Here is a 23,008-nt window from a genome sequence, read left to right on the forward strand (position 1 = left end):
CGGTGGACACCGAAACGCGCCGAGGCGCACCGACACACAGCAGTGCCGTGGGGCGCGGATCACAGCGATCCGCGCCCCACGGCACTGTCGTGCCGGCGACCCGCAGGTTAGGTTAGGGTTACCTCACCCGCTCGGCCGGGGTGTCCGGCCGGGTGTCCGACCCGTCTCCCGTGGAGGTGACCGCGTGTACGTCTGCTCGTGCTTCGGCGTCACTGAGGAGCAGATCCGCGAACACGCGGCCTCCGGGGCCTGCACCCCGCGCCAGATAGCCTCAGCCAGCAGGGCGGGCACCGACTGCGGCTCGTGCGTGCGCCGCATCCAGGGGCTGCTGGGCCGCGGCGGGTGCCCGCGGCGCGAGGCGGCCGGCGCCTCCCTCGCCGGGTCCGCGCTCTCCGCCGTACCGGCCGCGCCCGCCGTGCCCGGGCGGACCGCGACCGCGGCCTGAGGCCGCACGCGGGGCACGAGCAGGCCGCGCGGGGAGTCGTCAGTACGAACTCGCCGCCGAGCCCGCGCCCGTGTGCGAGTCCGGGTCCGGCTGCTCGATCTGCTGGGCGAGGTACAGCGGCTCGCCCAGCTTCTCGACGAGCTGGAGCTGGGTGTCGAGGTAGTCGACGTGCTCCTCCTCGTCCGCCAGGATGTCCTCGAAGATGTTGGCCGAGGTGATGTCGTCCTTGGCCCGCATCACCTGGATCCCGCGCCGGAGCCGGTCGATCGCCTCGACCTCGATCTGGCGGTCGGCCTGGAACATCTCGGTGACGGTCTGGCCCACCCGCACGTGGAAGAGCCGCTGGTAGTTGGGCAGCGCCTCCAGGAAGACGATGCGGTCGGTCAGCCGCTCGGCGTGCCGCATCTCGTCGAAGGACTCGGCCCGGGTGTACCTGGCGAGCCTCGTCCACCCGTTGTGCTCCTGCAGCTTGGCGTGGAGGAAGTACTGGTTGATCGCGGTCAGTTCGGCGGTGAGCTGCTCGTTGAGGAACTCGATGATCTCGGGGTCGCCCTGCATGCCGACGTGTCCTTACCTAGCGGTCCTGGCCGGATGGGCGCATCCTCGCACTATCGGCCGTTTTGATCCAGTAGGCGGTCATCCGCCTCTTTCTTCATGGTTCGCTCCCTTGCCGGGGCGCGGCGCGGGCGCGGTCACGGGCATCCCCGGAGGTCTGTCACCATGGAGGCATGGTTCAGCCGGAAAGCCGCGAAGGGGAGCGTGTCCAGCTTCCGCCGGGGCAGCGGGTCCAGCGCGGCTGGCCGGTGACGCATTACGGCCCGGTCCCCAGGTTCCGGCCCGAGCGCTGGGAGTTCCGCGTCTTCGGGGCCACCGCCGACGGGGGCACGTACCGCTGGAGGCACGAGGAGTTCTCCGCGCTGCCCCATGAGACCGTGGTCGCCGATCTGCACTGCGTCACCCGGTTCAGCATGCTGGGCGTCGAGTGGGGCGGGGTGCGCACCCGCACGCTCCTCGACCTCGCGCCGCCCGCGCCGGAGGTCACCCATGTGATGGTGTGGGCCGAGTACGGCTACAGCGCCAACCTGCGGCTGGCGGACTTCACCGCCGACCACACGCTCTTCGCCACCCACCGCGCCGGTGAGCCGCTCACGGCCGAGCACGGCTTCCCGCTACGGCTGGTCGTACCCCATCTGTACGCCTGGAAGGGCCCCAAGTGGGTGCGGGGCGTGGAGTACATGACCACCGACCGCAGGGGCTTCTGGGAGGAGCGCGGCTACCACAACATCGGCGACCCCTGGCGCGAGCAGCGCTACTCGTACCAGGAGGAGCCGGGCGACGGTCCGGAGCCGTAGCCGTCCGCCACCCGTCCCCGCGGCCCTCCCCCCGCCCTCCGGGCGACGTGTCAGCCCCTGAGCTCCTTCAGCCGGGCCACGTCCGCCGCGTGCCCCTCCCTGCCGCCCGGGGTCTCGATGACCAGGGGCACGCCCTCGGTCGCCGGATGGCGGAACAGCTCGCGGAAGGGCTCGGCGCCGATGTGGCCCGCGCCGATGTTCGCGTGGCGGTCCTTGCGGGCGCCGGCGACGTCCTTGGAGTCGTTGGCGTGGATCAGCCGCAGCCGCCCCTCGCCGGCCACCGCCACCACCTCGTCCAGCAGCGCCTTCATGCCGCCTCCGGCCGCCGTGTCGTGCCCGGCGGCGAAGGCGTGGCAGGTGTCCAGGCAGACCCCGAGCCGGGGGTGCCGCTCCAGGGCGTCGAAATAGGGGCCCAGGTCCTCGGCCCGCGCGCACAGCGAGGCGCCCTGGCCCGCCGTCGGCTCCAGCAGCAGCCACGGGTCCTGCGAATCCTCGCCCGGATCCAGCTCCTCCAGCAGCGGCAGCATCCGCTCGCGCACCTGGGCCAGCGCCGTGGCGCGGTCGCGTCCGCCGGTGGCCGAGCCGGTGTGGACGACCACGCCCAGGGCGCCGATCCGCCGGGCGCGCCGCAGCGAGTGGCGCAGGGAGGTCACGGACAGTTCGGCCGTGGCCTCGGTGTGCGAACCGAAGTTGATCAGGTAGGGAGCGTGGACGTAGGCCGGGATCCCCTCGTCCTCGCAGGCCGTGCGGAAGGCCTCGTCCTGCCGCGGGTCGCCTGCCGGGGTGGCCCAGCCGCGCGGGTTGGCGACGAAGACCTGCACGGTCTCGGCGCCGATCTCACGGGCGTACGCCAGGCCCTTGGCGGCGAGTCCGCCGGCGACGGCGACATGGCTGCCGACGGGGTTGCGGGCGCGGCGGGACGCGGGGGCGGGCGCTGAGGAGGGGAGGGCGTCGTGCGGGGAAGGTGCGGTGCTCACACATCGAGGGTGCCAGGCCCCCGCGGCGGACGGCCCGGCGGCCCGCTCGTGGTGAGCGGGCCGCCGGGCCGTCCGCCGCGGGCTTCCGGCCGGCGGCCGGTCAGTAGGCCGAGTCGACGTTGTCCATGGAGCCGTACCGGTCGGCGGCGTAGTTGCACGCGGCGACGATGTTGGCCACCGGGTCGTACAGGTCGTACTTGGTGCCCTCGACGTGGTAGGCGTCGAAGGTGGGCTGGATCACCTGGAGCAGGCCCTTGGAGGGAACGCCGTTGCGGGCGTTGACGTCCCAGTTGTTGACGGCCCGCGGGTTGCCGCTGGACTCGCGCATGATGTTGCGGTGGATGCCCTCGTAGGTGCCGGGGATGCCCTCGCGCTCCATGATGGCCAGGGCCTCGCGGATCCATCCGTCCAGGTTGTCCGGGTAGGAGGCGGCGTCGCGCTGCTCGCGCTCGTACGCCCGCTCCAGGGACTTGCTGTCGCGCTCGCCCCAGTTGCCGCCGTCGCCCCAGCCGCCGCGGTCGTGCGAGCGGTCGGCGGCCCTCTCGCGGGTGGAGCCGCGGTCGGCGGCGGCCTCGCGCTCGGCCTTCTCCTCGGCCCGGGCGGCCTCCTCCTCGGCCCGGGCGGCCTTCTCCCCGGCTCGGCGCTCCTTCTCGGCGGCGGCCTCGCGGGCCTCGGCCTGGGCCTGCTGGTAGGAGCCGGAGAACTGCGCCCGCAGGCCGCCCTGCCCGGTGGCGAGCTCCTCGGCCTGGGCCGCCTGCTCCGCCGGGAGCGAGACCGGCGCGGACGCGGGCTTCCCGCCGGACGAGGGGGTGGCCTGCCCGGCGTCAGCCGGGGCGAGGCCGAGCGCCAGGGTGGCGGCGCCGGTGGCCGCGGCGACGCCGATGGCGGAGAACCTGTGGGTGCCGGTCATACGGGCGGTGCCGGACACGCGGAACTGGTCGAGAACGCGGAACACAGACATGGGGGAGGAGAACCTCTTCCGATCGCTTGCGTCGCGGAGCCGGATCAGCCGGGCCGGCCATGGGGCCGAGCGGGGTTGCGCCGGGTTGCTCCCTCGGCGCTGGCGACCGTTGCATTGTTAGCGTCCGGAACTTATGAGGACAAAAACGCGAAGTACTACCCGGAGTCGTGGATATCCGGCGGAACGGGCCCGCGAGGGCCGATCGGGGCCGTTCAGGCGGTCGCGGTGTCCACTACGCGGCTTCGTAAGTGATCTGGGTCCTATGGGGCGGTTCACAACGGCTGCCCGCTCAAGCAACCCTCCGTGCCCGGACGGCTGCGCCCGGGTCGGCCCGGCCGGACCGGTGCGCTCCGCTCAGCGCACCCAGACGGTGATCTCCGAGCCGCGCGGGGCCCGCTCGCCGGCGGCGACGGACTGGTCGAAGACGGTGCCGGTGAAGAAGACCCTGCGGACCCTCACCTCGAAGCCCGCCTCCTCCAGGGACCGCCGGGCCTCGCGCTCCCCCAGCCCCTCCACGTCCGGGACCTCGACCATCTCCGGCCCCTTGGAGACGGTCAGGGTCACGGTGTCGCCCTCGGCCGCGACCGCGCCCTCGCGGGGCGACTGCCGGGCGACCGCGCCCTCGTCCTCCTCGGAGAAGACCCGCTCCGGGGCCGTCCGCACCTTCAGCCCGGCCTCCTCCAGCCGCTGCCGGGCCGTTCCCTCGTCCTCGCCGACGACGCCGGGCACCTCGACCCGCGCGCCCTTGGAGAGCACGAGCGCCACGGCCGTGCCCGGGCGGCGCACACTGCCCGCCCCGGGATCGGTGCGGGCCACCGAGCCCCGCTCCACCTTCCCGGAGAACTCCCTGGTCACCATGCCGGGCTCCAGCCCGGCGGCCTTGATCTTCCGGCGCGCCTCGTCCGGCGTGTCGCCCGTCACATCGGGGACCTCGACCCGTTCCGGGCCCTGGGAGACGGTGATGGTCACCGTGCCGTTTCCGCGGATGCGCTCACCGCGGCCGGGGTCGGTGCCGATGACATGGCCCCGCTCCACGGTGTCGCTGTAGTCCCGGACGATCCGCCACTCCAGTCCGGCCTCCTCGACCGTCCGCTTGGCCTGGGCCTCGGTCATGTCGAGCACCCCGGGGGTCCTGGTGAACTGTCCGGAGTTGATGTACCAGACGCCCAGCACCGCGCCGACGGCCAGCAGGACGGCGGTGACCAGCGCGGGCACCGGACGCCCGGACCCGCGGCCCGCCCCCCGCCGGCGGCGCGCGCCCGGTCCGGGCTCCCCGGGCGCCCCCGGCTCCGTCCGTACGGCGGCCGGCCGGGGCAGGACGGCGGTGCGGTTCAGCGCCTCCCCGGCCTCTCCGGCACCCTCGGCGCCCCCGGCCTCCTCCGGACCGGCGCCGGCGGCGGCCTTCGGCGCGCGGCGCGGGAGGACGGCGGTGCTGTCCTCGGAGCCGGCGGGAAGGCGGGAGCCGCCCCGGCCGGCGGCGGCCGGGGGCAGCACGTCCAGCTCCTCGCCGGTCAGCGCCTCCTTCACGGCCCCGACCTCGGCGAGCAGCTCCACGGCGTCGGCCGGCCGCCGCCCGGGGTCGCGGGCGGTGGTGCGGGCCACCAGGCGGTCCAGGGCGGGGGCGAGGCCGGGCACGGCGGCCGAGGGGGCCGGGACGTCCTCCTGGAGGTGCTGGTAGAGCACCTGGGCCGGGGTGCCGCCGGCGTGCGGCTTGGAGCCGGTCAGCATCTCGTACAGCACCACGCCGCAGGCGTAGACGTCCGCGCGGGCGTCGGCGGTGCCGTGCTCGATCTGCTCGGGCGCCAGGTAGGAGACGGTGCCCAGCACCGAGCCGGTGGAGGCGGACGTCTGGGAGCCCACGGCCCGCACCAGGCCGAAGTCGGCGACCTTCACCCGGCCGTCGTCCCCTATCAGGACGTTCTCCGGCTTCACGTCGCGGTGCACCAGGCCGGCCAGGTGGGCGGCGCCCAGCGCGGCGAGCACGGCCTCCAGGACCTCCAGGGCGGCGCGCGGCTGGAGCGCCCCGCGCTCGCGCAGCACGTCGCGCAGCGTGCAGCCCTGGACGTACTCCATGGCCAGGTAGACGTAGCCCCCGTCCTCGCCCTGGTCGAAGACCCCCACCACGTTGGGGTGGGCCAGGCGGGCCGCGGACTTGGCCTCCTGGATGAACCGGTCGACGAACGAGGCGTCGGCCGCGAGGGAGGGGTGCATCACCTTCAGGGCGAGCACCCGGTCCAGCCGGGTGTCCATCGCCCGGTAGACCGTGGCCATGCCGCCGACGGCGATCCGCGCCTCCACGCGGTACCGGCCGTCGAGCACGTGCCCGATCAACGGGTCCCGAAGGGTCGTGTCCACGGCGCAGAGTCTACGAGCCGCCGCCCCCACGGCCGACCGAACCGGCGCAGGCGCACCGGAGTGCGGCGGAACGGTGACGAAACCGCCGCCGCGCCGCGACGCCGGGAGGGGAACCGCGGGCGGCCGCCCGCGGGCCGGTCACCCGAAGGCGGTCACCCGAAGGCGGTCACCCGAAGGCCGGCCGCTCCGGATCGAGGTCCGCCATCCCCTCCGCCGGCGAGGAAGCCAGCGCGAAGTGGCGGCGCGGGATCCGGCCCGCCCGGTACGCCATCCGCCCCGCCTCCACCGCGTGCCGCATCGCCTCGGCCATCAGCACCGGCTCCTGGGCACGGGTGACGGCGGAGGCCAGCATCACCGCCGCGCAGCCCAGCTCCATGGCGAGGGCGGCGTCCGAGGCGGTGCCCGCGCCCGCGTCCAGGATGACCGGCACGGACGCCCGCTCGGTGATGAGCTGGAAGTTGTGCGGGTTGCGGATGCCCAGACCGGAGCCGATGGGCGAGCCCAGCGGCATGACCGCCGCGCAGCCCACGTCCTCCAGCCGCCGCGCCAGCACCGGATCGTCGCTGGTGTAGGGCAGGACGGTGAAGCCGTCGTCGACCAGTGTCTCGGCGGCCTCCAGCAGCTCCACCGGGTCGGGCAGCAGGGTGCGCTCGTCGGCGACGACCTCCAGCTTGACCCAGTCGGTGCCCAGCGCCTCGCGGGCCAGCCGGGCGGTGAGCACGGCCTCCCCGGCGGTGAAGCAGCCGGCGGTGTTGGGCAGCACGCGGATGCCGTGCCGCTTGAGCACCGACAGCACCGAGCCGGAGACGGTCGGGTCCAGGCGCCGCATCGCCACGGTGGTCAGCTCGGTGCCCGAGGCGAGCAGCGCCCGCTCCAGCACGTCCAGGCTGGGCGCGCCGCCCGTGCCCATGATGAGGCGGGAGGTGAAGGCGGTACCGCCGATGGTGAGGATGTCGTCCGCCATGGTTCCCCTCAGCCTCCCTGCACCGCGGTCAGGACCTCGACCCGGTCGCCCTCGCCCAGCGGGGTCGACGGCCACTGCCCGCGCGGCACGACGGTCTCGTTGACGGCCGCGGCGACGCCTGCGGACGCGGTGGTCAGGGACGCCACGACGGCGTCCAGGGCGAGACCGGCCGCGATCTCGCGCGGCTCGCCGTTGACATGGACGGTGACGGTGGCGGCGGTACGGGGTGCGCCGGTGTTCATACGGGGCTCTCCTGAAGCGTGCGGTCGAAGCGCCGGGGGGTGAACGGGCGTGCCTCCTCGGGGAGTTCGCCGGTGGTCAGGACCTGGGCCAGGGCCTCGCCGGTGACCGGGGCGAGCAGCACCCCGTTGCGGTGGTGGCCGGTGGCCAGGTGCAGGCCGGGCAGGGCGGTCGGGCCGAGCAGCGGGGCGTTGTCGGGGGAGCCGGGGCGCAGCCCCGCGCGGGTCTCCACCAGCGGCAGCTCGGTGATGCCGGGCACCAGCTCGTGCGCGTCGCGCAGCAGCTCGTAGACGCCGCCGGCCGTCACGGTGGTGTCCCAGCCCTGCTCCTCGCTGGTCGCGCCCAGCACCAGCTCGCCGTCGGCCCGCGGCACCAGGTAGACGTGCCCGCCGCGCACCAGGGCCCGCACGGTGCGCGAGAGGAAGGGGGCGTACGGACCGGGGACCCGCAGCCGCAGGACCTGGCCCTTGACCGGGCGCACCGGCGGCAGCACCTCCCGGGGCACCCCCGCCAGCCGGCCGCTGTCGCTGCCCGCCGCCAGTACCACCTGGTCGGCCTCCAGCGCGGTGCCGTCGGCCAGCGCCACCCCGGCCGCCCGGTCGCCGGACAGGGACAGCCGCTCGGCCCGCTGCCGCACGAAACGGACCCCGGCCCGCTCGCAGGCGGCCAGCAGGGCGGCCGTCAGGCGGCGCGGATCGGTCTGGTGGTCGCCGTCCACGCGCAGCCCGCCGCGCACACCGGGAGCGAGCATCGGCTCCAGACGGCGGCACTCGCGGCCGGTCAGCCACGCCGACTCCAGCCCGCAGCGCCGGTGCAGCGCGTGCAGCTCCCGCAGATGGGCCCGGTCGTCGGCGTCCAGCGCGACGGCCAGCGTGCCGCAGGCGCGGTAGCCGGTCCCCAGGCCCGAGGCCTCCTCCAGCTCGGCGGTGAAGGCCGGATAGCGGCGCGCCGAGGCCAGGTTGAGGGCGAGCAGGGACTCCTCGCCGTAGTGCAGCTCGGTGACGGCCGCCAGCATCCCGGCCGCCACCTGGGCGGCGCCGCCGCCCGGCGCCGGGTCGACGACCGCGACCCGCGCCCCCCGCCGGGCGGTCCGCCAGGCCGTCGCCAGCCCGATGACGCCACCGCCGATGATCAGCACGTGCATGGCGCAGTGCCCCTCCCTTCGCCGGAATGACCCGGATCAGGTTCGTACGGTCGGAGGCCGCGCAAGCCTCCCTCTCAGCCCGGTGCGCCGGGCTCCCGCGCTTCTTCTGGTTCGCTGGTCCGCTGGTTCGGTCCGAGGGTCCTTCTCGTCTCCCCGGACGCCGGCCACCCTATCCGCGCGCCCGCCGGGGCTGAAGGGCGGTACGGGCGCCGGAGGGGCGCGGCGGCTGTGGCAGGGGTCTCACAGGGCCCCGCCGCGCGGCTGCCCGGCGGCCCGCCCCGACCTCCTACAGTGATCGCGTGAGCGTGCGAACCGAGCAGCAGAGCAGGCAGCGGATCCTCGTCGTCGGCGCCGGGATGGCCGGGGTGCAGACCGCCGTACAGCTGCGTGAGCAGGGCTGGCCGGGAAGGATCGCCCTGGTCGGCGCCGAGCCCCACCGGCCGTACGACCGGCCGCCGCTGTCCAAGGCCGTGCTGCTGGGCAGGGCGCCCGGGTCAGCCTTCGACGTCGACTTCGGCGCGCTGGAGGTGGATCTGCGTCTGGGCACGGCCGTCACCGGGCTGCGCACCGGCGACCGGGAGGCGGACACCGCCGCCGGCCCGGTGCCCTACGACGGCCTGGTCGTCGCCACCGGCGCCGAGCCGATCCCCCTGCCCGGTGCCGAGGGCGTCCCCGGGGTGTACCTGCTGCGCACCCTCGACGACGCCGAGCGGCTGCGGCCGGTGCTCGCCGGGCGCCGGGATGTGGTGGTCGTCGGGGCCGGCTGGATCGGCGCCGAGTTCGCCACCGCGGCCCGCGAGGCCGGCTGCAGGGTGACCGTGGTGGAGGCCGCGGACCAGCCGCTGGCCGGGGCGCTGCCGCCGCCCGTCGCGGCCCGGATGCGCGCCTGGTACGGCGAGGCGGGCGCCGAACTGCGCACCGGGTGCGCCGTCACCGGCGTCGCCGCGGCCGGCGCGCAGGACGACCCGGTGTGCGAGGTGGAGCTGTCCGACGGCTCGGTGCTGACCGCGGGCGCGGTCGTCGTCGGGATCGGCGCGCGCCCGGCAACCGGCTGGCTGGCGGGCTCCGGCGTGGCGCTGGGCGAGGACGGCTCGGTCCTCGCCGACGAGCGGCTGCGCGCCTCCGTCCCCGGCGTCCACGCCGTCGGGGACTGCGCCTCCTACCCGTCGGCCCGCTACGGCCGCCGCCTGCTGGTCCACCACTGGGACAACGCGCTCCAGGGGGCGCGCACGGTCGCCTCGGACCTGGTCTCCGGACAGGCCGAGACGCCGGTGTACGACCCGGTGCCGTACTTCTGGTCCGAGCAGTTCGGCCGCTTCGTCCAGTACGCGGGCCACCACACCGGCGGCGACGAGCTGCTGTGGCGCGGCGATCCGGCGGACGCGGCCTGGTCGGTGTGCTGGCTGCGCGGCGGTGTGCTGCGCGCCCTGCTGGCCGTGGGCCGTCCGCGCGACCTGGCCCAGGGGCGGAAGCTGATCGAACGCGGCACCGCCCTGGACCCGGTGCGGGCGGCCGACCCGTCCGTCCCCCTGAAGAGCGCGGCCCGCTAGTGGCTGTCGGTGGCAGATGGCAGGCTGGTTCCCGTGAACGAGATTGACGCGAAGACCGATGCTCTCGTCCCGGCCTGGCTCACCCTCCCCGACGTCGCCGAGAGGCTCGGCGTCGAGGTGACGCGCGTGCGGCAGCTGGTCAGGGAGGGCCAGCTCATCGCGGTGCGCCGCGGTGAGAACCGGGTGCTCCAGGTGCCCGCCGACTTCATCGGCGAGGGCCGGGTGGTGAAGGGCCTGACCGGGACCATCACGCTGCTCAGGGACGACGGCTTCAGTGACGAGGAGATGCTGGAGTGGCTGTTCACGCCCGATGACACCCTGCCCGGCACCCCGGCGCAGGCCCTGCGCGAGAATCGCGGCACCGAGGTGAAGCGGCGGGCCCAGGCGCTGGCCGTCTGAGCGGCGCGGCCACCGCGGACGACCCGGCCCGGCAGGGCCGGACACAGCGAACCGTACGACCGATCACCGGCGTGCGGGTCCCGGCGCCCACCCGGGCGCCGGGACCCGCACGCCTCGTTCCGGGGGGATTCCCGCATGGCAGCGACCGCACGCGAGCGGCTCGGCGACGCCCGTCTGTACCTGTGCACGGACGCGCGCAGGGAGCGCGGCGACCTGGCGGAGTTCCTGGACGCCGCGCTCTTCGGCGGCGTCGACATCGTGCAGCTGCGCGACAAGTCCCTGGAGGCCGCCGAGGAGCTGGAGTACCTGGCCGTCCTCGCCGAGGCCTGCCGCCGCCACGGGAAGCTGATGGCGGTCAACGACCGGGCGGACGTCGCCCACGCCGCCGGCCCGGACGTGCTGCACCTGGGGCAGGGCGACCTGCCGGTGCCGGCCGCCCGCGCGATCCTGGGCGACGGCGTCCTGATCGGCCGCTCCACCCACTCCGAGGCCGAGGTGGACGCGGCGCTCTCCGAGCCGGGCGTGGACTACTTCTGCACCGGCCCCTGCTGGCCCACCCCCACCAAGCCCGGCCGCCCCGCCCCGGGGCTCTCCCTGGTGCGGTACACCGCGCGGCTGCGGCCGGAGCGGCCCTGGTTCGCCATCGGCGGGATCGACGCCTCCAACCTGGACCGGGTGCTGGAGGCCGGGGCGCGGCGGGTGGTGGTGGTCCGCGCGATCACCGAGGCGGACGACCCGGGGGCCGCCGCCGCGGACCTCGCCGCGCGGCTGCGGTCGGCCTGAGGCGGCTCCGCCCGGGGCGGGTGTCCACCCACTGGACGGCAAGCGGGCCAAAAAGACATATCGCCCCGGGGATGCGGTGTGCGGCCGGGGCGCCGGTTAGCCTGCCGACATGGCCCTCGGTACCCCTTCCACCAGGACTGATCGCGCGCGCACCGTCCGCGAGCTGCTCGCGTCCGGCGAGCGTTCGTACTCCTTCGAGTTCTACGCGCCCAAGACGGAGAAGGGCGAGCGCACCCTCTGGAACGCCATCCGCCGTGTCGAGGCCGTCGCCCCCACCTTCGTGTCGGTGACCTACGGCGCCGGAGGCTCCTCCCGGGAGGGCACGGTGCGGGCCACCGAGCGGATCGCCACCGAGACGACCCTCACCCCGGTCGCCCACCTCACCGCGGTGGACCACTCGGTGGCCGAGCTGCGCAACGTCATCGGCCAGTACGCGGACGCCGGCATCCGCAACATGTTCGCCGTCCGCGGCGACCCGCCCGGCGACCCCACCGGCGAGTGGGTACCGCATCCGCAGGGCATCACCTACGCCGCCGAGCTCGTCCGGCTCATCAAGGAGTCGGGGGACTTCTGCGTCGGTGTGGCCGCCTTCCCCGAGATGCACCCGCGCTCGACGGACTGGGACAGCGACATCCGCCACTTCGTGGCCAAGTGCCGGGCCGGCGCCGACTACGCCATCACGCAGATGTTCTTCTACGCGGACGACTACCTGCGGCTGCGCGACCGGGTGGCCGCCGCGGGTTGCGACGTCCCGATCATTCCGGAGATCATGCCCGTCACGAGCGTGCGGCAGATCGAGCGGTTCGCGAAGCTGAGCAACGCGACCTTCCCTCCGGACCTGGCCGAACGCATCCTCGCGGTGGAGCACGATCCGGCCGCTGTACGCTCGTTGGGAATCGAGTACGCCACGGAGCTGTGCGCGAGGCTGATGTCCGAGGACGTCCCCGGACTCCACTTCATCACCCTCAACCACTCCACGGCGACGCTGGAGATCTACGAGAATCTGGGCCTGCACCGGCGGGGCTAGAAGACGGGGTGGGAGGACGCACATGGGGTGGACGCTCCTCTACATCGCGTTCGGCATCGTCGCGGTCTGGCTGCTGGCCGAGGTGCTGCTGCAGTACAAGGCGAGGCTGCGCTGGCGGCTGCTGGCCTTCGGCGGGTTCTCGCTGGTGGTGCTGGGGGTGGTGGCGATCTCCTCGGTGCCGGTGTCGCTGACGGTCATCTCGCTCGGCGGAGCGGCCTTCGCCGTCGGCCAGACCTTCGTCACCCTCTCCTACCGGCGCGGCTTCACCGCGGGCTGGGCGCTGGGCGGCATGCCCGGCACCAGCAGGCGCCGCCGCGAGGTGCGGCCCATGCCGCCCCGGGACGCCGGCCCGCACCTGGAGGTCTCCGGGCTGGAGGTCCACGAGCCGGAGCCCCCCGCGTACAGCCCGGAGCCGCTGCCCGACGACACCGGCGGCTACGGCGTCTACGAGCGGGACGCCTCCTCCGGGCAGCCGGGGGAGCGGTACGAGGAGCAGGAGCGGTACGGCGGGCAGGAGCAGTACGGGGGCCAGGAGCAGTACGAGGCCCCGTACACGACCGGTGACTACACGGGCCACCCCGGCTACGACCAGGGCGGCCGGTACGCCGGGTCGTACGACTACGGCTACGGCGCGGGCGGCGAGCAGCAGCAGTACGCCGCCTACTCCGACCCGTACGCCGACGCCTCCGGCCGGCCCGCCTACGACACGCAGAGCGACCAGGCCGCCCAGGGCCCCCGGGACGGCTCCCAGGGCTACGCCTTCGACGCCTCCTACGACTCCTACGGCGGCGGATACGGCACCGGCCACCCCGCCGACCCGTACGCCGGCCAGACCCCGCCCGGCGGGGTGTGGGTGCCGCAGCAGCGCGGTTCCGAGCCGCAGCCCGGCCAGTACGGCGAGGACGGCGGGTACGGATACGGCGAGGGCGGCCACGACCTGGCCCCGGGAGCCGCCCACCCCTACGGCGAGCAGCCCCGCTACTGAGCCGCGCGGCCGCCCGTCCCGCCCCGGCGGCACCCCGCTCCGGCCTCGCCCGGCCCGGTCACCGGGAGCCGCGCCAGTCGTCGCCCTCGACGATCAGCCCGGCGGCCAGCGCCCCCGACATCCCGGCGTGCGCCAGCCCTCCCCCGGGATGGGCCGAACCGCCCACCCGGTACAGCCCGGCCGTACCCGTCGAGTTGGCCGCACGCAGAAAGGCCCCGTCCGCCCCCGCCAGAGCGGGGGCGGGCACCGCGCCGCCGGGGGCCCCGGTCTCCCGCTCGGTGTCGGCGGGGGTGCGCACCTCGCGCCATAGCACCCGTCCGCCCAGGCCGAGCCCGGCGGCGTCCGCGGCGGCCAGCGCCTCGTCCGCGGCCCGCTCGGCCGCGCCCGGCGCCGTCCAGTCCACGGCCCCGCCGTCCTCGCCCCCGGCGCCGGTCCGGCCGGCCGGCGGTCCGGCCGCCCCCGCGCGGTGCGGCGGCACGGCCACCGACAGCACCGCCGACTCGTGTTCGGCGTCGGGAACCAGCGCCGGATCGCCGGGCCGCAGCACGGTGACGGTGCGCGTCGTGCCGCCCGGCCCCCCGGTGTGCACCACCGTGCGGTGGACGGTGCCCTCGGGCCGGGCGCCGCGCAGCGCGAGCAGCACGGTGAGCCGTCCCGCCGCGTAGCCGGGGCCGCCGTCCGCCGCGCTGGCCCGGCCGCCGTACATCGGCCGGGGATCGATTCCGCAGACCACGGCGTCGGCCTCCGCCCGCCTGCCGTCGGCCAGCTCCACCCCGGTGGCGCGGCCGCCCTCCACGGTGATCCCGGACACCGCCGTGCCGAACCGGAACTCCACCCCGCGCGCCAGGCAGCGCTCGTACACCGCGTCCGCCAGCGCGCGCATCCCGCCGCCGACGTACCAGGTGCCGAAGGTCTGCTCCAGATACGGCAGGACGGCGGCGCTCGCCGGGGTGCGGCGCGGGTCGAGGCCGTGGGCGAGCGCATGGCTCTCCAGCAGCGCCACCAGCCGCGGATCGCGCAGCTCGGAGCGGGCGACCTCGGACAGGAAGGGGGCGCGGCGGCGCAGCAGCCCGCGCCGCGGCGCCGGATACGGATCGCGGCCGAGCGGTGCGCGGTCGCCGGCGGCTGTCAGCGGCTCCTCCAGCAGCGGACGCCGGGTGGCCTCCCACGTCCGGCGGCCCCGGCCCAGCAGTTCGCTCCACCGCTCTCCCGCTCCCGCGCCGATGGCCGCGTCCAGGGCGTCGACCGTACCCGCCCGGGACCCGCCGGGCAGGCGGACGGACGTGCCGTCGGCGAAGACGTGGCGGACGGCCGGGTCCACCTCGGTCAGCGCGACGCACTCCTCCAGCGGCTCGCGGCCGGTCTTGACGAAGAGGTCCCGCCAGACGGCGGGCAGGTACAGCAGTCCGGGACCGGTGTCGAAACCGAATCCGTCCCGCTCCAGGCGGCGCACCGCGCCGCCGTGGGTCCCCGCCCGCTCGTATACCGTCACCCGGTGGCCCGCCACGGCCAGCCGGGCAGCGGCGGCCATGGCGCCCATACCGGCGCCGATCACCACAGTCCGTGCCATGACCAGGCACTCTAACCGGGGCGCGGTAACAGCTTCGAAGGGCCGTACGCAGTAGATGAGTAGAAGTACCTGAGTCCGGTTCTGAGTAGCCGTACGGATGGGCTTCACCAGGCGTGGACGGCAGAGTCGGAGACGACGGGAAACGCGGCGCCGCACCGCCGGCACGGGGCGGCGGAACGGCGTGGCGGCCGTCTGTAGGGGGAACGCTCGGGGGACACGGGGGACGGGAGCGGGCGGTACGGCGGATCAGCCGGACCGCCCGCTTCCGCCGATCCGGCCCCGCAGCAGCCGCGACAGCGCGCCGTGCACCTCCTCCAGCGGCCGCTCCGGCTGGAACGTCTTCCAGTCCAGCGCCGTCATCAGCAGCGTCCCGACCACGGCCGAGGCCGTCAGGGACACATCCGCGTCCTCGTCCGGCCGGCCGGGCCCCTCGGGGCCGCCGGGGCCCGCCCCGCCGCGCAGTGCCTCCTCCACCACGGTCACGACCTGCCGCCGCACGGCCGTCAGGGTGGCGTGCCAGGGCCGCTTGGTGCGCCACAGCTCGGCGACGTAGAGCTGGGCGAAGGCCGGGCAGCGGTCGGCGAAGACCAGGCCGGCCCGGATCATCGCGTCCAGGACCTCCGGGCGCCCGCCACCGCGTCCGGCCGCGTCGGCGGCGGCCCGCTCCAGCGAGGCGGACAGCAGCCCGGCACCGTGCCGCAGCAGCGCCTCCAGCAGTCCGGTCTTGCTGCTGAAGTTGTAGTAGACCGTGCCCTTGGCCACTCCGGCGCGCTCGGCGATCTCCTCCACCGTGGTGGCCGAGAAGCCCTGCTCGGCCACGAGCGACACGGCCGCTTCGTAGAGCCTCTGCCGGGTGGCGTTCCATCGCGTGCCGCTGTCCATGGGCCGAATTTTCACAGAAACCGGGCAGAGGGGCGGGAGGGGAGGCGCGGGCGGAGGCGGGGACCGGACCGGGCACCGGGGAGCAGCGGGTGCGCCACCGGCCCGGCGCGGCTCGCCGGGCACTGTCCCCGTACGCCGGACGAGCCCCGACAGGGGGCGTTTGCCCAGGTCGGGGCCGATTGTCAGTGGCATGCGCAACGATGTTCCCATCGCGATCGCCGGTCGCGACCCGCGCGTGCGGACAGCACGGCGGACAGCACGCGAACAGCACAGCCGTGACGGTCATGACGATGACAGGAGGTTCGCAGATGAACGGGCCCCCGGAGGATGTCCACCCCGTGCTGCGCAGGGCGTCGGCCCCGCCCGCCGCACTCGACCTGCTCGCCCAGGCGCGGCGCGGCCTCGACGAGGCGGCGGAGCTGGAGCACCCCAACGACCGGTACGCCACCGCACACCTCGCCGCCCTGCGCACCGCCGCCGCGGTGCTCGCGGTGCGCGGCCGCCCCGAGTCCACCGCACGCGCCAGACGGCGCATACGCAGCGCCTGGGAGGTGCTGCCCGAGGTGGCGCCCGAGCTGGACGAGTGGTGCAGGCTGTTCGCCGCCGGGGCGGCCAAGCGCGCCCGTGCCGAGGCCGGCATCGCCGGCGCGGCCGGCCGGCGCGACAGTGACGACCTGATACGCGACGCGGGGATGTTCCTGCGCATCGTCGAGCAGATGCTGGTGCGGCAGCCCGTGCTGCCGCTCCCCAGGGTCACCGAGGATCCGGGGGAGCGCGGCCGCCCGGGGGGTGAGGGCCCGCGGCTGCGAGCGGGCTGAGGCCGGGGCGCGGGGCGTCTCCTCGCCGCCCGGCCGGCCGTGCCGCCGCGGCGACGCAATAGGCTTGGGCCAGCCACGTCCGAGCCGCCTAGGAGCGTCCGCCATGTCCCGCCCCCACGCACACTTCCGTACCGCCGTGGTCTGGGAGGTCCTGCGGGAAGCACTCGACGACCGGGCCAAGGCCGCGGGCCGGGAGACGCTCGACGTCCTGGACACCGGCGGCGGTACCGGCAACTTCGCCGTGCCCGTCGCCCGGCTCGGCCACCGGGTCACCGTGGTGGACCCCAGCCCCGACGCGCTGTTCGCCCTGGAGCGCCGCGCGACCGAGGAGGGCGTGGCCGGCCGGGTGCGGGGTGTCCAGGGCGACGCGCACGGGCTGTTCGACGTGGCCGAGCGCGGCGGCTACGACGTGGTGCTCTGCCACGGGGTCCTGGAGTACGTCGACGACCCGGCGGAGGGGCTGCGCAACGTCGCGGCCGCGCTGCGCCCCGGGGGCGGCACCCTGAGCGTGCTCACCGCCGGACTGGGCGGCGCGGTGCTCTCCCGCGCCCTGGCGGGGCACTTCACCGAGGCCCGCCGGGCGCTGACCGACCCCGACGGCCGGTGGGGCGGCGGGGACCCGGTGCCCCGGCGCTTCACCCCCGAGCGGCTCACGTCCCTGGTCGCCGCCAACGGGCTGGAGGTCGGCGCGGTCCACGGCGTGCGGGTCTTCGCGGACCTGGTGCCCGGTGCGCTGGTGGACGCCGAACCCGGCGCCACCGAGGCCCTGGCCCGGCTGGAGGAGGCGGTGGCGGAGCTGCCCGCCTTCCAGTCCGTCGCGGCGCACCTCCACGTACTCGCGCGTACCCGGGAGGGATCCGCACCGTCCGCCGACGAGATGCGGTAGGCCACAGGCGACCCGAACGGCGGCTACCCGCCGTATGATCGAAGCACACCGATCGGCATGACGGTGCGGCGGCGGGGGAATGAGAAGCCCGACACCGCCGCCCGGCTCCCGGTCCCGGTGGCAGAACTGGCGTAGAGGGGCGGGTTTCACGGGGGCGAATCCCTGCCTATCCTTGAAGGGTCGCATCCGGTCGCCCCCGCGACCGACGATTAGGAGGACTCCGTGCCGCTCTCTGAGCACGAGCAGCGGATGCTCGAGCAGATGGAGCGAGCGCTGTACGCCGAAGACCCCAAGTTCGCGACAGCGCTCGAGGGAAGCGAGCTGCGCACGTACACCCGGCGACGGGTCTACCAGGCGGTCGCGGGCTTTCTGGTGGGCGTCGCGCTCCTCATGGCCGGGATGGTCGCGAAGCTGGTCATCGTCAGTGTGCTGGGCTTCCTGGTGATGCTCGGCTGCGCCGTCCTCGCGGTGACGGGCTGGCGCAAGGCGCCCAAGCCCGGTGAGCAGCCCCCCGCCGGCCAGGGCCATGACGGAGGGGGCCGTCCGCACTCGCGAAGGCAGGGCAGGCCGCGCCGCTCGATGATGAACCGCATCGAGGACCGCTGGCAGCGCCGCCGGGACGAACAGCAGTAACGGTCCGCTCGCGCACCGCACCGCACCGCACCGCCACGGCCGCCGCCGGTGGGCGGCGCGCACGGCCACAGCGACCCGACGCCGCCGCACCGTCCCCGTGCGGCCGGCGAGTCGGGACCGACGACAGCGGACGGCTGGGGACCCGGAAGATCTTCCGGGTCCCCAGCCGTCCGCTGTCGCGTCTCTCTCGGCCGTCTTCTCCGGACCGGTCCGTCCACCGGGCCGGAAGACACCGTTCCCCTCGGCTCCCGTTCCCTTCGGCCCCCGGCTCCCCCCGGCCTCAGGCCCGCTGCCCCGACGGCCTGATCCGCGCGCGCACCCGCCGCACCGCGCCGCTCCACCGCCCGGCCACCGCCGACCAGCGCTCCGAGACGGCCCACACCGCGCGTACGGCCGACCGCGGCAGCAGCAGGGCCCGCAGCCGCGCGCCGCGCCCGGCGGCCGCCCGCAGACCGGCCCGCACCCGCCGCACGTCCTCGGCCAGCCCCTGCGCCGGCCGCGGCCGGGGTGCGTAGAGCGCCTCCTCGACCGCCGTGGCCAGCCGGTGCACGGCCTCGGCGGCCTCGCCCTCCAGCCTTCCCAGCCGTACGACGCGGGCAGCGGCCGTCCGCGGCGTGGCGGACTCCTGAGGGGGGACGCCCAGGTCCCAGGCGGAGTCGGTCGTCTCCCGCCATGCGGCGAGCGCGTGGGCGCCGGGGTCGCCGCCGCCCGCCAGCCGCCGGGACCGGACCCTGCCGCGCCACAGGGCCGGCAGCGCCAGGATCCCCGCGGCGAGCAGCACCGGCGCGGCCACCAGCAGGGCCCTGCCCACCGGGAAGCCGCCGGCGGCCCCGTCGTCCTGCGGGGCGGCCGCCGCGCCGCACTCCTCCCTGACCTGCCCCGGAACGCACTCCTCGGACTCCGAAGGCTCCGGAAGCGGCTGTGCGCTGTCGTCCGGCCGCGGCTCGGGGACGTCCGGCTGCTCGGGGGAGGGCAGGTCGGGCCGGGTGTACTCCGGCACGCTGCCCCGGCTCGGGGTGGGCTCGAAGCGGGTCCAGCCCACGCCCTCGAAGTACAGCTCCGGCCAGGCGTGCGCGTCCTGCAGCCCCACCGCCATCCCGCCGCCGCCGTCGGAGGCCCCGGCGGTGAAGCCCACCGCGACCCGCGCCGGGATGTCCAGGGTGCGGGCCATGGCGGCCATGGAGAAGGCGAAGTGGACGCAGAAGCCCTCCCGGTCCTCCAGGAAGCGGGCGATGGCCGCGCTGCCGCTGCCCGCCTTCACCTGGGTGTCGTAGCGGAAGCCGCCCTGGGAGGAGAACCAGTCCTGGAGCCTCACGGCCCGCTCGTAGTCGCTGGAGGCCCCCTCGGTGACGTTCCGCGCCGTCTCGGCCACCACGGACGGCAGCGACTCCGGTACGCCGGTGTACTCCTCGATGATCTGCGGCGAGGGCGCCGGGGCGTCCGACAGCTGCCGTGCGGTCGGCCGCACCACCAGACTGTCCACCTCGTACCGCACGCCCCGGGTGGTCTGCCCGCGGTCGCCGACGAGCGTGCGGCCCTCCGGCTCGAAGCGCCACCGGCCGTCGATGCGGACCTCGGCGGCCGGATACGGCATGGGCAGCCAGTTCTGGGCGTACCAGCCGGCGGCCCGGAAGGAGGTGGTGACACGCTCGGTGCCGACGGACGGCGACAGCCCGGGCGCCGGCGGGAGCGGACGCGGCAGATCGGTGATCCGGCGCTCCGACGGCCGCCAGGACGTGCCGTCGAACCGGTCCAGCGCCACGATCCGCAGATACATGTCCGAGGTGCTCTCGGCGTCGGTGGTGTACGTCAGCACCGTGCGGTTGTCCGGCTGGTTCAGGCTGTCCTGGAGCGCGACCAGCGGATTGACCGCCGAGACCGTGCCGCCGCCGCCCCCCGTGCCCCGCCCCTGGCGCGCGGCTTCCAGCAGCCCGCCGCCCAGTGACGGCAGCACCGCGGGCACCACCAGGGCGATGCCCAGCGCCACCGCGCCGATCCGCCGTCCGTTGCGCACCGACGGCGGCGCCGCACCGCCGGACCGCGCGGTACCGGGCCCGCCGCCGAACACCCGGCCCCACCGCGACAGCCGGTCCCGGCCCTCCGCCAGGAGCAGCAGCAGGTAGCCGCCCGCCGCGCACAGGAACCACAGCCGGCTGCCCCCTTCCGGGGACAGCCCGGCCGCGACCGAGTACAGAGCCAGCAGCGGCAGCCCCGCGGGGGCCGCGGCACGGTACGTCACCGCCAGCACGTCCACCAGCAGGCCGATGACGACCACACCGCCGACCAGCAGCAGCCGGATGCCGTCGGTGACGGGGGCCGGGATCGAGAACCGGCCGACGTCCGCGGTGCCCTGTGCCAGCAGCGCGCCGAAGGCCTCGACGGCGTCCGGGCCCGGCAGCACACCGAGCACGGCGTCGTCGCGGACGAAGACGAGGGTGAGCAGCAGCAGCGACACCACCGCCTGCGCCGCCACCGCCGGCGGTCCGGCCGGTGTCATCCGCCGCACCACCGTGCCCACCGCGCTCTGGACGCCCAGCAGCAGGGCGGCCTGGAACAGCCAGCCCGCCGGGGCGACCAGCGGCAGCAGCGCGCACGCCGCCGCCAGGGTGGCCGCCCAGGCGCAGAAAGCCAGCCGGGCCTGTCCGCTCATCACCGTCCGCTCCTCGCCGTCCGCCCGGGCACCCCGCCCGCGGACCGGTCCGCCTGCCGCCACAGATCGGGCAGCGCCTCCCCGGGCGCGTACGGCAGCACCGTCCAGCCCGCCTCGCGCAGCGGCCGCTCCTTCTCCTCCTGCGCGGCCGGCTCGCGGAACCCGCGGGGAAGGAGGACCACCGCGCCCCCCGCGCGCTGCCGCATCCGGCCGGCCAGCACCGTCTGCTCGTCGTCCAGCGAGCCGAGGAAGGCCACCAGCAGCCCCTCGTGCCCGCCACCGCCGCTGCCGCCGCGCAGCGCCTCGTACGCCCGCGCCAGGCCCGGCTCGCCGGAGTGCTCCACCACCGCGAGGGTGTCCAGGATCAGCCCGGCGGTGTCGGCGGCGGCGGTGTCCGTACCGCCGCCGTCCGGCCCGGGCACCGGCGCGCCGGCGTCGGTCAGCAGCCGTACCGCGTAGCCGCGCTCCAGCAGGTGCACGGCGACCGAGGCGGCCCCCGAGACCGCCCACTCGAACGCCGACTCCGGACCGGAGCCGGCCCAGGCCGCCCGGCGGGTGTCCAGCAGCACGGTGCAGCGCGGCCGCTGCGGCTGCTCCTCGCGGCGCACCATCAGCTCACCGTGGCGCGCGGTGGAGCGCCAGTGCACCCGGCGCAGGTCGTCACCGTGGCGGTAGCCGCGCGGGATCACGTCGTCGTCGCCGGCCATGGCCAGGGAGCGGTGCCGTCCCTCGCCCAGGCCGGCCGCCTCCCCGGCCAGCCGCACGGGGGGCAGTTCCTCGGTCCGCGGCACGACGGTGAGGGTGTCGTGGGAGCTGAAGGACCGGGTCAGCTCCACCATGCCGAACGGGTCCGTCAGCCGCAGTTGCAGCGGGCCCATCGGGTAGCGCCCCCGCAGGTCGGAGCGGACCCGGTAGGAGACCTCGCGCCGGCCGCCCGGCTCCATCCGCTCCAGGACGAAGCGCGGGCGCGGGCCCAGGACGTAGGGGACCTGGTCCTGGAGCATCAGCAGGGAGGTCGGCAGCCGCGAGACGTTGTCCAGCCGCAGGTGCACGCGGGCCTCCTCCCGGGCGGGCACGCGGACGGGGGACAGCCGCCGGGAGGCCGCCACGCGGTGGCGGGTGCGGTGCAGCACGACCACGCAGACCAGGGGCAGCGCGGCCAGCAGCACCCCCACCCGCAGCAGGTCGCCCTGGCCCAGCACGTAGGCGCACACCGTCGCGGCCGCCCCCGCGGCCAGGAACGAGCGCCCCCGGGTGGTGAGTCCGGCGAGGGCGGCGCGCAGCGAACCCCGGCGCTCCTCCGCCCGAAGGCTCCCGTCCGCGCCGCCGGTGTCCCGGACGGCTGTGCCGGGGCCGTCCATCACAGCCCCCGGTGGGAGGGCCGGCCGTACAGCGGGGGCTGCGAGGTCGCCTCCCGGTAGTTGGACGCGGGCACGGGAACGCGCCGCACGATGTCGAGGACGATCTGCTCGGAGGTGCGCCCGCCGAGCTGGACCTGGGCGGTGGGCAGCAGCCGGTGAGCCAGCACGGGCACGGCCAGCGCCTGCACGTCGTCGGGCAGCACGAAGTTCCGGCCGGCCAGGGCCGCCGCCGCCTTCGACGCCCGCAGCAGGTGCAGGGTGGCCCGGGGCGAGGCGCCCAGGCGCAGCTCGGGATGGCTGCGGGTGCCGGCGACCAGGTCGACGGCGTACCGGCGGACCGGCTCGGAGACGTGCACGCCGCGCACCGCCTCCACCAGCTTGGCGATCTCGTGGGCGTGGGCGACCGGCTGGAGGTCGTCCAGCGGCGAGGGCCCGCCGTGCACGTCGAGCATCCGCAGCTCGGCCTCGGGGCTGGGGTAGCCGATCGACACCCGCACCATGAAGCGGTCGCGCTGCGCCTCGGGCAGCGGGTAGGTGCCCTCCATCTCGACCGGGTTCTGGGTGGCCACCACCATGAACGGGTCGGGCAGTTCGTAGCTGCGCCCGTCGACGGTGACCTGCCGCTCCTCCATCGACTCCAGCAGGGCCGACTGGGTCTTGGGGGACGCGCGGTTGATCTCGTCGCCGATCACGACCTGGGCGAAGATGGCGCCCGGCTTGAACTCGAACTCCTGGTGCTGCTGGTCGTAGACGCTCACCCCCGTGATGTCGGAGGGCAGCAGATCGGGGGTGAACTGGATTCTGCGCACCGAGCAGTCCACGGATCTGGCCAGCGCCTTGGCGAGCATGGTCTTCCCCACGCCCGGCACGTCCTCGATCAGCAGGTGCCCCTCGGCCAGCAGCACGGTCAGCGAGAGCCGTACGACCTCCGGCTTGCCCTCGATCACGCTCTCCACCGACCGGCGCACCCGGTCCGCCGTGGCGGTCAGATCGCTGAGATCAGCTCGTTCGTCATAGGTCGTCACC

Annotated in this window: 22 protein-coding genes and 1 riboswitch; of the genes, 10 read left to right on the plus strand and 12 right to left on the minus strand. The window is 75.5% G+C overall.

Annotated features, from left to right (window positions below; translation table 11 throughout):
* The first annotated feature begins 184 nt into the window (after window positions 1–184).
* A complete protein-coding gene (locus QPK52_RS20305; protein ID WP_410538888.1) occupies window positions 185–445 on the plus strand; it encodes a bacterioferritin-associated ferredoxin in 261 nt (86 codons plus the stop codon).
* A gap of 39 nt (window positions 446–484) precedes the next feature.
* On the opposite strand, the gene bfr is transcribed toward QPK52_RS20305, so the two are convergent.
* A complete protein-coding gene (bfr, locus tag QPK52_RS20310) occupies window positions 485–1,003 on the minus strand; it encodes a bacterioferritin (RefSeq protein ID WP_093655171.1) in 519 nt (172 codons plus the stop codon).
* A gap of 170 nt (window positions 1,004–1,173) precedes the next feature.
* Between bfr and QPK52_RS20315 the strand changes: the two genes are divergently transcribed.
* On the plus strand, window positions 1,174–1,797 hold the full coding sequence (locus QPK52_RS20315) for a sulfite oxidase-like oxidoreductase (RefSeq protein WP_410538889.1): 624 nt from the start codon (window positions 1,174–1,176) through the stop codon (window positions 1,795–1,797).
* Window positions 1,798–1,847: 50 nt separating this feature from the next.
* Here QPK52_RS20315 and QPK52_RS20320 read toward each other — a convergent pair whose 3' ends face one another.
* From QPK52_RS20320 to thiO, 6 genes are all read right to left on the minus strand, one after another.
* Window positions 1,848–2,774: a deoxyribonuclease IV gene (locus tag QPK52_RS20320; RefSeq protein ID WP_410538890.1), complete on the minus strand. Its 927-nt coding sequence runs from the start codon at window positions 2,772–2,774 to the stop codon at window positions 1,848–1,850.
* A 100-nt stretch (window positions 2,775–2,874) separates the two neighbouring features.
* Window positions 2,875–3,735, minus strand: a complete 861-nt coding sequence (locus tag QPK52_RS20325; protein WP_410538892.1) for a transglycosylase SLT domain-containing protein — start codon at window positions 3,733–3,735, stop codon at window positions 2,875–2,877.
* A gap of 354 nt (window positions 3,736–4,089) precedes the next feature.
* Window positions 4,090–6,090, minus strand: a complete 2,001-nt coding sequence (gene pknB / locus QPK52_RS20330; RefSeq protein ID WP_410538893.1) for a Stk1 family PASTA domain-containing Ser/Thr kinase — start codon at window positions 6,088–6,090, stop codon at window positions 4,090–4,092.
* 166 nt (window positions 6,091–6,256) lie between these two features.
* Window positions 6,257–7,054 carry a thiazole synthase gene (locus tag QPK52_RS20335; RefSeq protein WP_410538895.1) on the minus strand — a complete coding sequence of 266 codons (798 nt, stop codon included), beginning with the start codon at window positions 7,052–7,054 and terminating at the stop codon, window positions 6,257–6,259.
* Between the two features lie 8 nt (window positions 7,055–7,062).
* Window positions 7,063–7,296, minus strand: coding sequence for a sulfur carrier protein ThiS (gene thiS / locus QPK52_RS20340; protein ID WP_410538897.1), 234 nt, complete (start codon window positions 7,294–7,296; stop codon window positions 7,063–7,065).
* Window positions 7,293–8,438 carry a glycine oxidase ThiO gene (thiO, locus tag QPK52_RS20345; RefSeq protein WP_410538899.1) on the minus strand — a complete coding sequence of 382 codons (1,146 nt, stop codon included), beginning with the start codon at window positions 8,436–8,438 and terminating at the stop codon, window positions 7,293–7,295. The genes thiS and thiO overlap by 4 nt, the downstream gene beginning before the upstream one ends.
* Window positions 8,435–8,547: riboswitch (TPP riboswitch) on the minus strand. It overlaps the preceding gene by 4 nt.
* Before the next feature lie 190 nt (window positions 8,548–8,737).
* On the opposite strand from thiO, the gene QPK52_RS20350 reads away from it, so the two are divergent.
* The 5 genes from QPK52_RS20350 to QPK52_RS20370 all read left to right on the plus strand — a co-directional run bounded on the left by QPK52_RS20350 (window position 8,738) and on the right by QPK52_RS20370 (window position 13,182).
* Window positions 8,738–9,988 (plus strand): NAD(P)/FAD-dependent oxidoreductase, encoded by a 1,251-nt coding sequence (locus tag QPK52_RS20350; protein ID WP_410538901.1) that lies wholly within the window; start codon window positions 8,738–8,740, stop codon window positions 9,986–9,988.
* A gap of 33 nt (window positions 9,989–10,021) precedes the next feature.
* Window positions 10,022–10,387 carry an Rv2175c family DNA-binding protein gene (locus QPK52_RS20355; RefSeq protein ID WP_093655183.1) on the plus strand — a complete coding sequence of 122 codons (366 nt, stop codon included), beginning with the start codon at window positions 10,022–10,024 and terminating at the stop codon, window positions 10,385–10,387.
* 135 nt (window positions 10,388–10,522) lie between these two features.
* Complete coding sequence (gene thiE, locus QPK52_RS20360) at window positions 10,523–11,170, plus strand: thiamine phosphate synthase (RefSeq protein ID WP_410538902.1); 648 nt, start codon at window positions 10,523–10,525, stop codon at window positions 11,168–11,170.
* A gap of 109 nt (window positions 11,171–11,279) precedes the next feature.
* Window positions 11,280–12,197 (plus strand): methylenetetrahydrofolate reductase [NAD(P)H], encoded by a 918-nt coding sequence (gene metF, locus QPK52_RS20365; RefSeq protein ID WP_410538903.1) that lies wholly within the window; start codon window positions 11,280–11,282, stop codon window positions 12,195–12,197.
* 22 nt (window positions 12,198–12,219) lie between these two features.
* On the plus strand, window positions 12,220–13,182 hold the full coding sequence (locus tag QPK52_RS20370) for a hypothetical protein (protein WP_410538904.1): 963 nt from the start codon (window positions 12,220–12,222) through the stop codon (window positions 13,180–13,182).
* A gap of 58 nt (window positions 13,183–13,240) precedes the next feature.
* Here QPK52_RS20370 and QPK52_RS20375 read toward each other — a convergent pair whose 3' ends face one another.
* Together QPK52_RS20375 and QPK52_RS20380 are read right to left on the minus strand one after the other, a co-directional pair.
* Complete coding sequence (locus QPK52_RS20375) at window positions 13,241–14,752, minus strand: phytoene desaturase family protein (protein ID WP_410538905.1); 1,512 nt, start codon at window positions 14,750–14,752, stop codon at window positions 13,241–13,243.
* A gap of 246 nt (window positions 14,753–14,998) precedes the next feature.
* Window positions 14,999–15,634 (minus strand): TetR/AcrR family transcriptional regulator, encoded by a 636-nt coding sequence (locus QPK52_RS20380; RefSeq protein WP_410538906.1) that lies wholly within the window; start codon window positions 15,632–15,634, stop codon window positions 14,999–15,001.
* 308 nt (window positions 15,635–15,942) lie between these two features.
* Here QPK52_RS20380 and QPK52_RS20385 point away from each other — a divergent pair, with 308 nt between their 5' ends.
* The 3 genes from QPK52_RS20385 to QPK52_RS20395 all read left to right on the plus strand — a co-directional run bounded on the left by QPK52_RS20385 (window position 15,943) and on the right by QPK52_RS20395 (window position 17,971).
* Window positions 15,943–16,452: an SAV_6107 family HEPN domain-containing protein gene (locus QPK52_RS20385; RefSeq protein WP_410538907.1), complete on the plus strand. Its 510-nt coding sequence runs from the start codon at window positions 15,943–15,945 to the stop codon at window positions 16,450–16,452.
* Between the two features lie 103 nt (window positions 16,453–16,555).
* Window positions 16,556–17,338, plus strand: a complete 783-nt coding sequence (locus QPK52_RS20390; protein WP_410538908.1) for a methyltransferase — start codon at window positions 16,556–16,558, stop codon at window positions 17,336–17,338.
* Between the two features lie 222 nt (window positions 17,339–17,560).
* Entirely contained in the window at window positions 17,561–17,971 is a 411-nt protein-coding gene (locus tag QPK52_RS20395; protein WP_093655195.1) for a DUF3040 domain-containing protein, read from the plus strand.
* Between the two features lie 280 nt (window positions 17,972–18,251).
* On the opposite strand, the gene QPK52_RS20400 is transcribed toward QPK52_RS20395, so the two are convergent.
* Genes QPK52_RS20400 through QPK52_RS20410 form a run of 3 tightly spaced genes read right to left on the minus strand, consistent with a single transcriptional unit; the run spans window position 18,252 to window position 23,007 of the window.
* Complete coding sequence (locus QPK52_RS20400; RefSeq protein ID WP_410538909.1) at window positions 18,252–20,621, minus strand: transglutaminaseTgpA domain-containing protein; 2,370 nt, start codon at window positions 20,619–20,621, stop codon at window positions 18,252–18,254.
* Window positions 20,621–21,982, minus strand: a complete 1,362-nt coding sequence (locus QPK52_RS20405; RefSeq protein WP_410538910.1) for a DUF58 domain-containing protein — start codon at window positions 21,980–21,982, stop codon at window positions 20,621–20,623. Before QPK52_RS20405 ends, QPK52_RS20400 begins: the two co-directional genes overlap by 1 nt.
* Window positions 21,982–23,007 carry an AAA family ATPase gene (locus QPK52_RS20410; RefSeq protein WP_093655780.1) on the minus strand — a complete coding sequence of 342 codons (1,026 nt, stop codon included), beginning with the start codon at window positions 23,005–23,007 and terminating at the stop codon, window positions 21,982–21,984. Before QPK52_RS20410 ends, QPK52_RS20405 begins: the two co-directional genes overlap by 1 nt.
* Window position 23,008: the final 1 nt, after the last annotated feature.

Origin of the sequence: Streptomyces sp. KL2 (assembly GCF_046529545.1) — a bacterium.
GTDB classification, from domain to species: domain Bacteria; phylum Actinomycetota; class Actinomycetes; order Streptomycetales; family Streptomycetaceae; genus Streptomyces; species Streptomyces radiopugnans.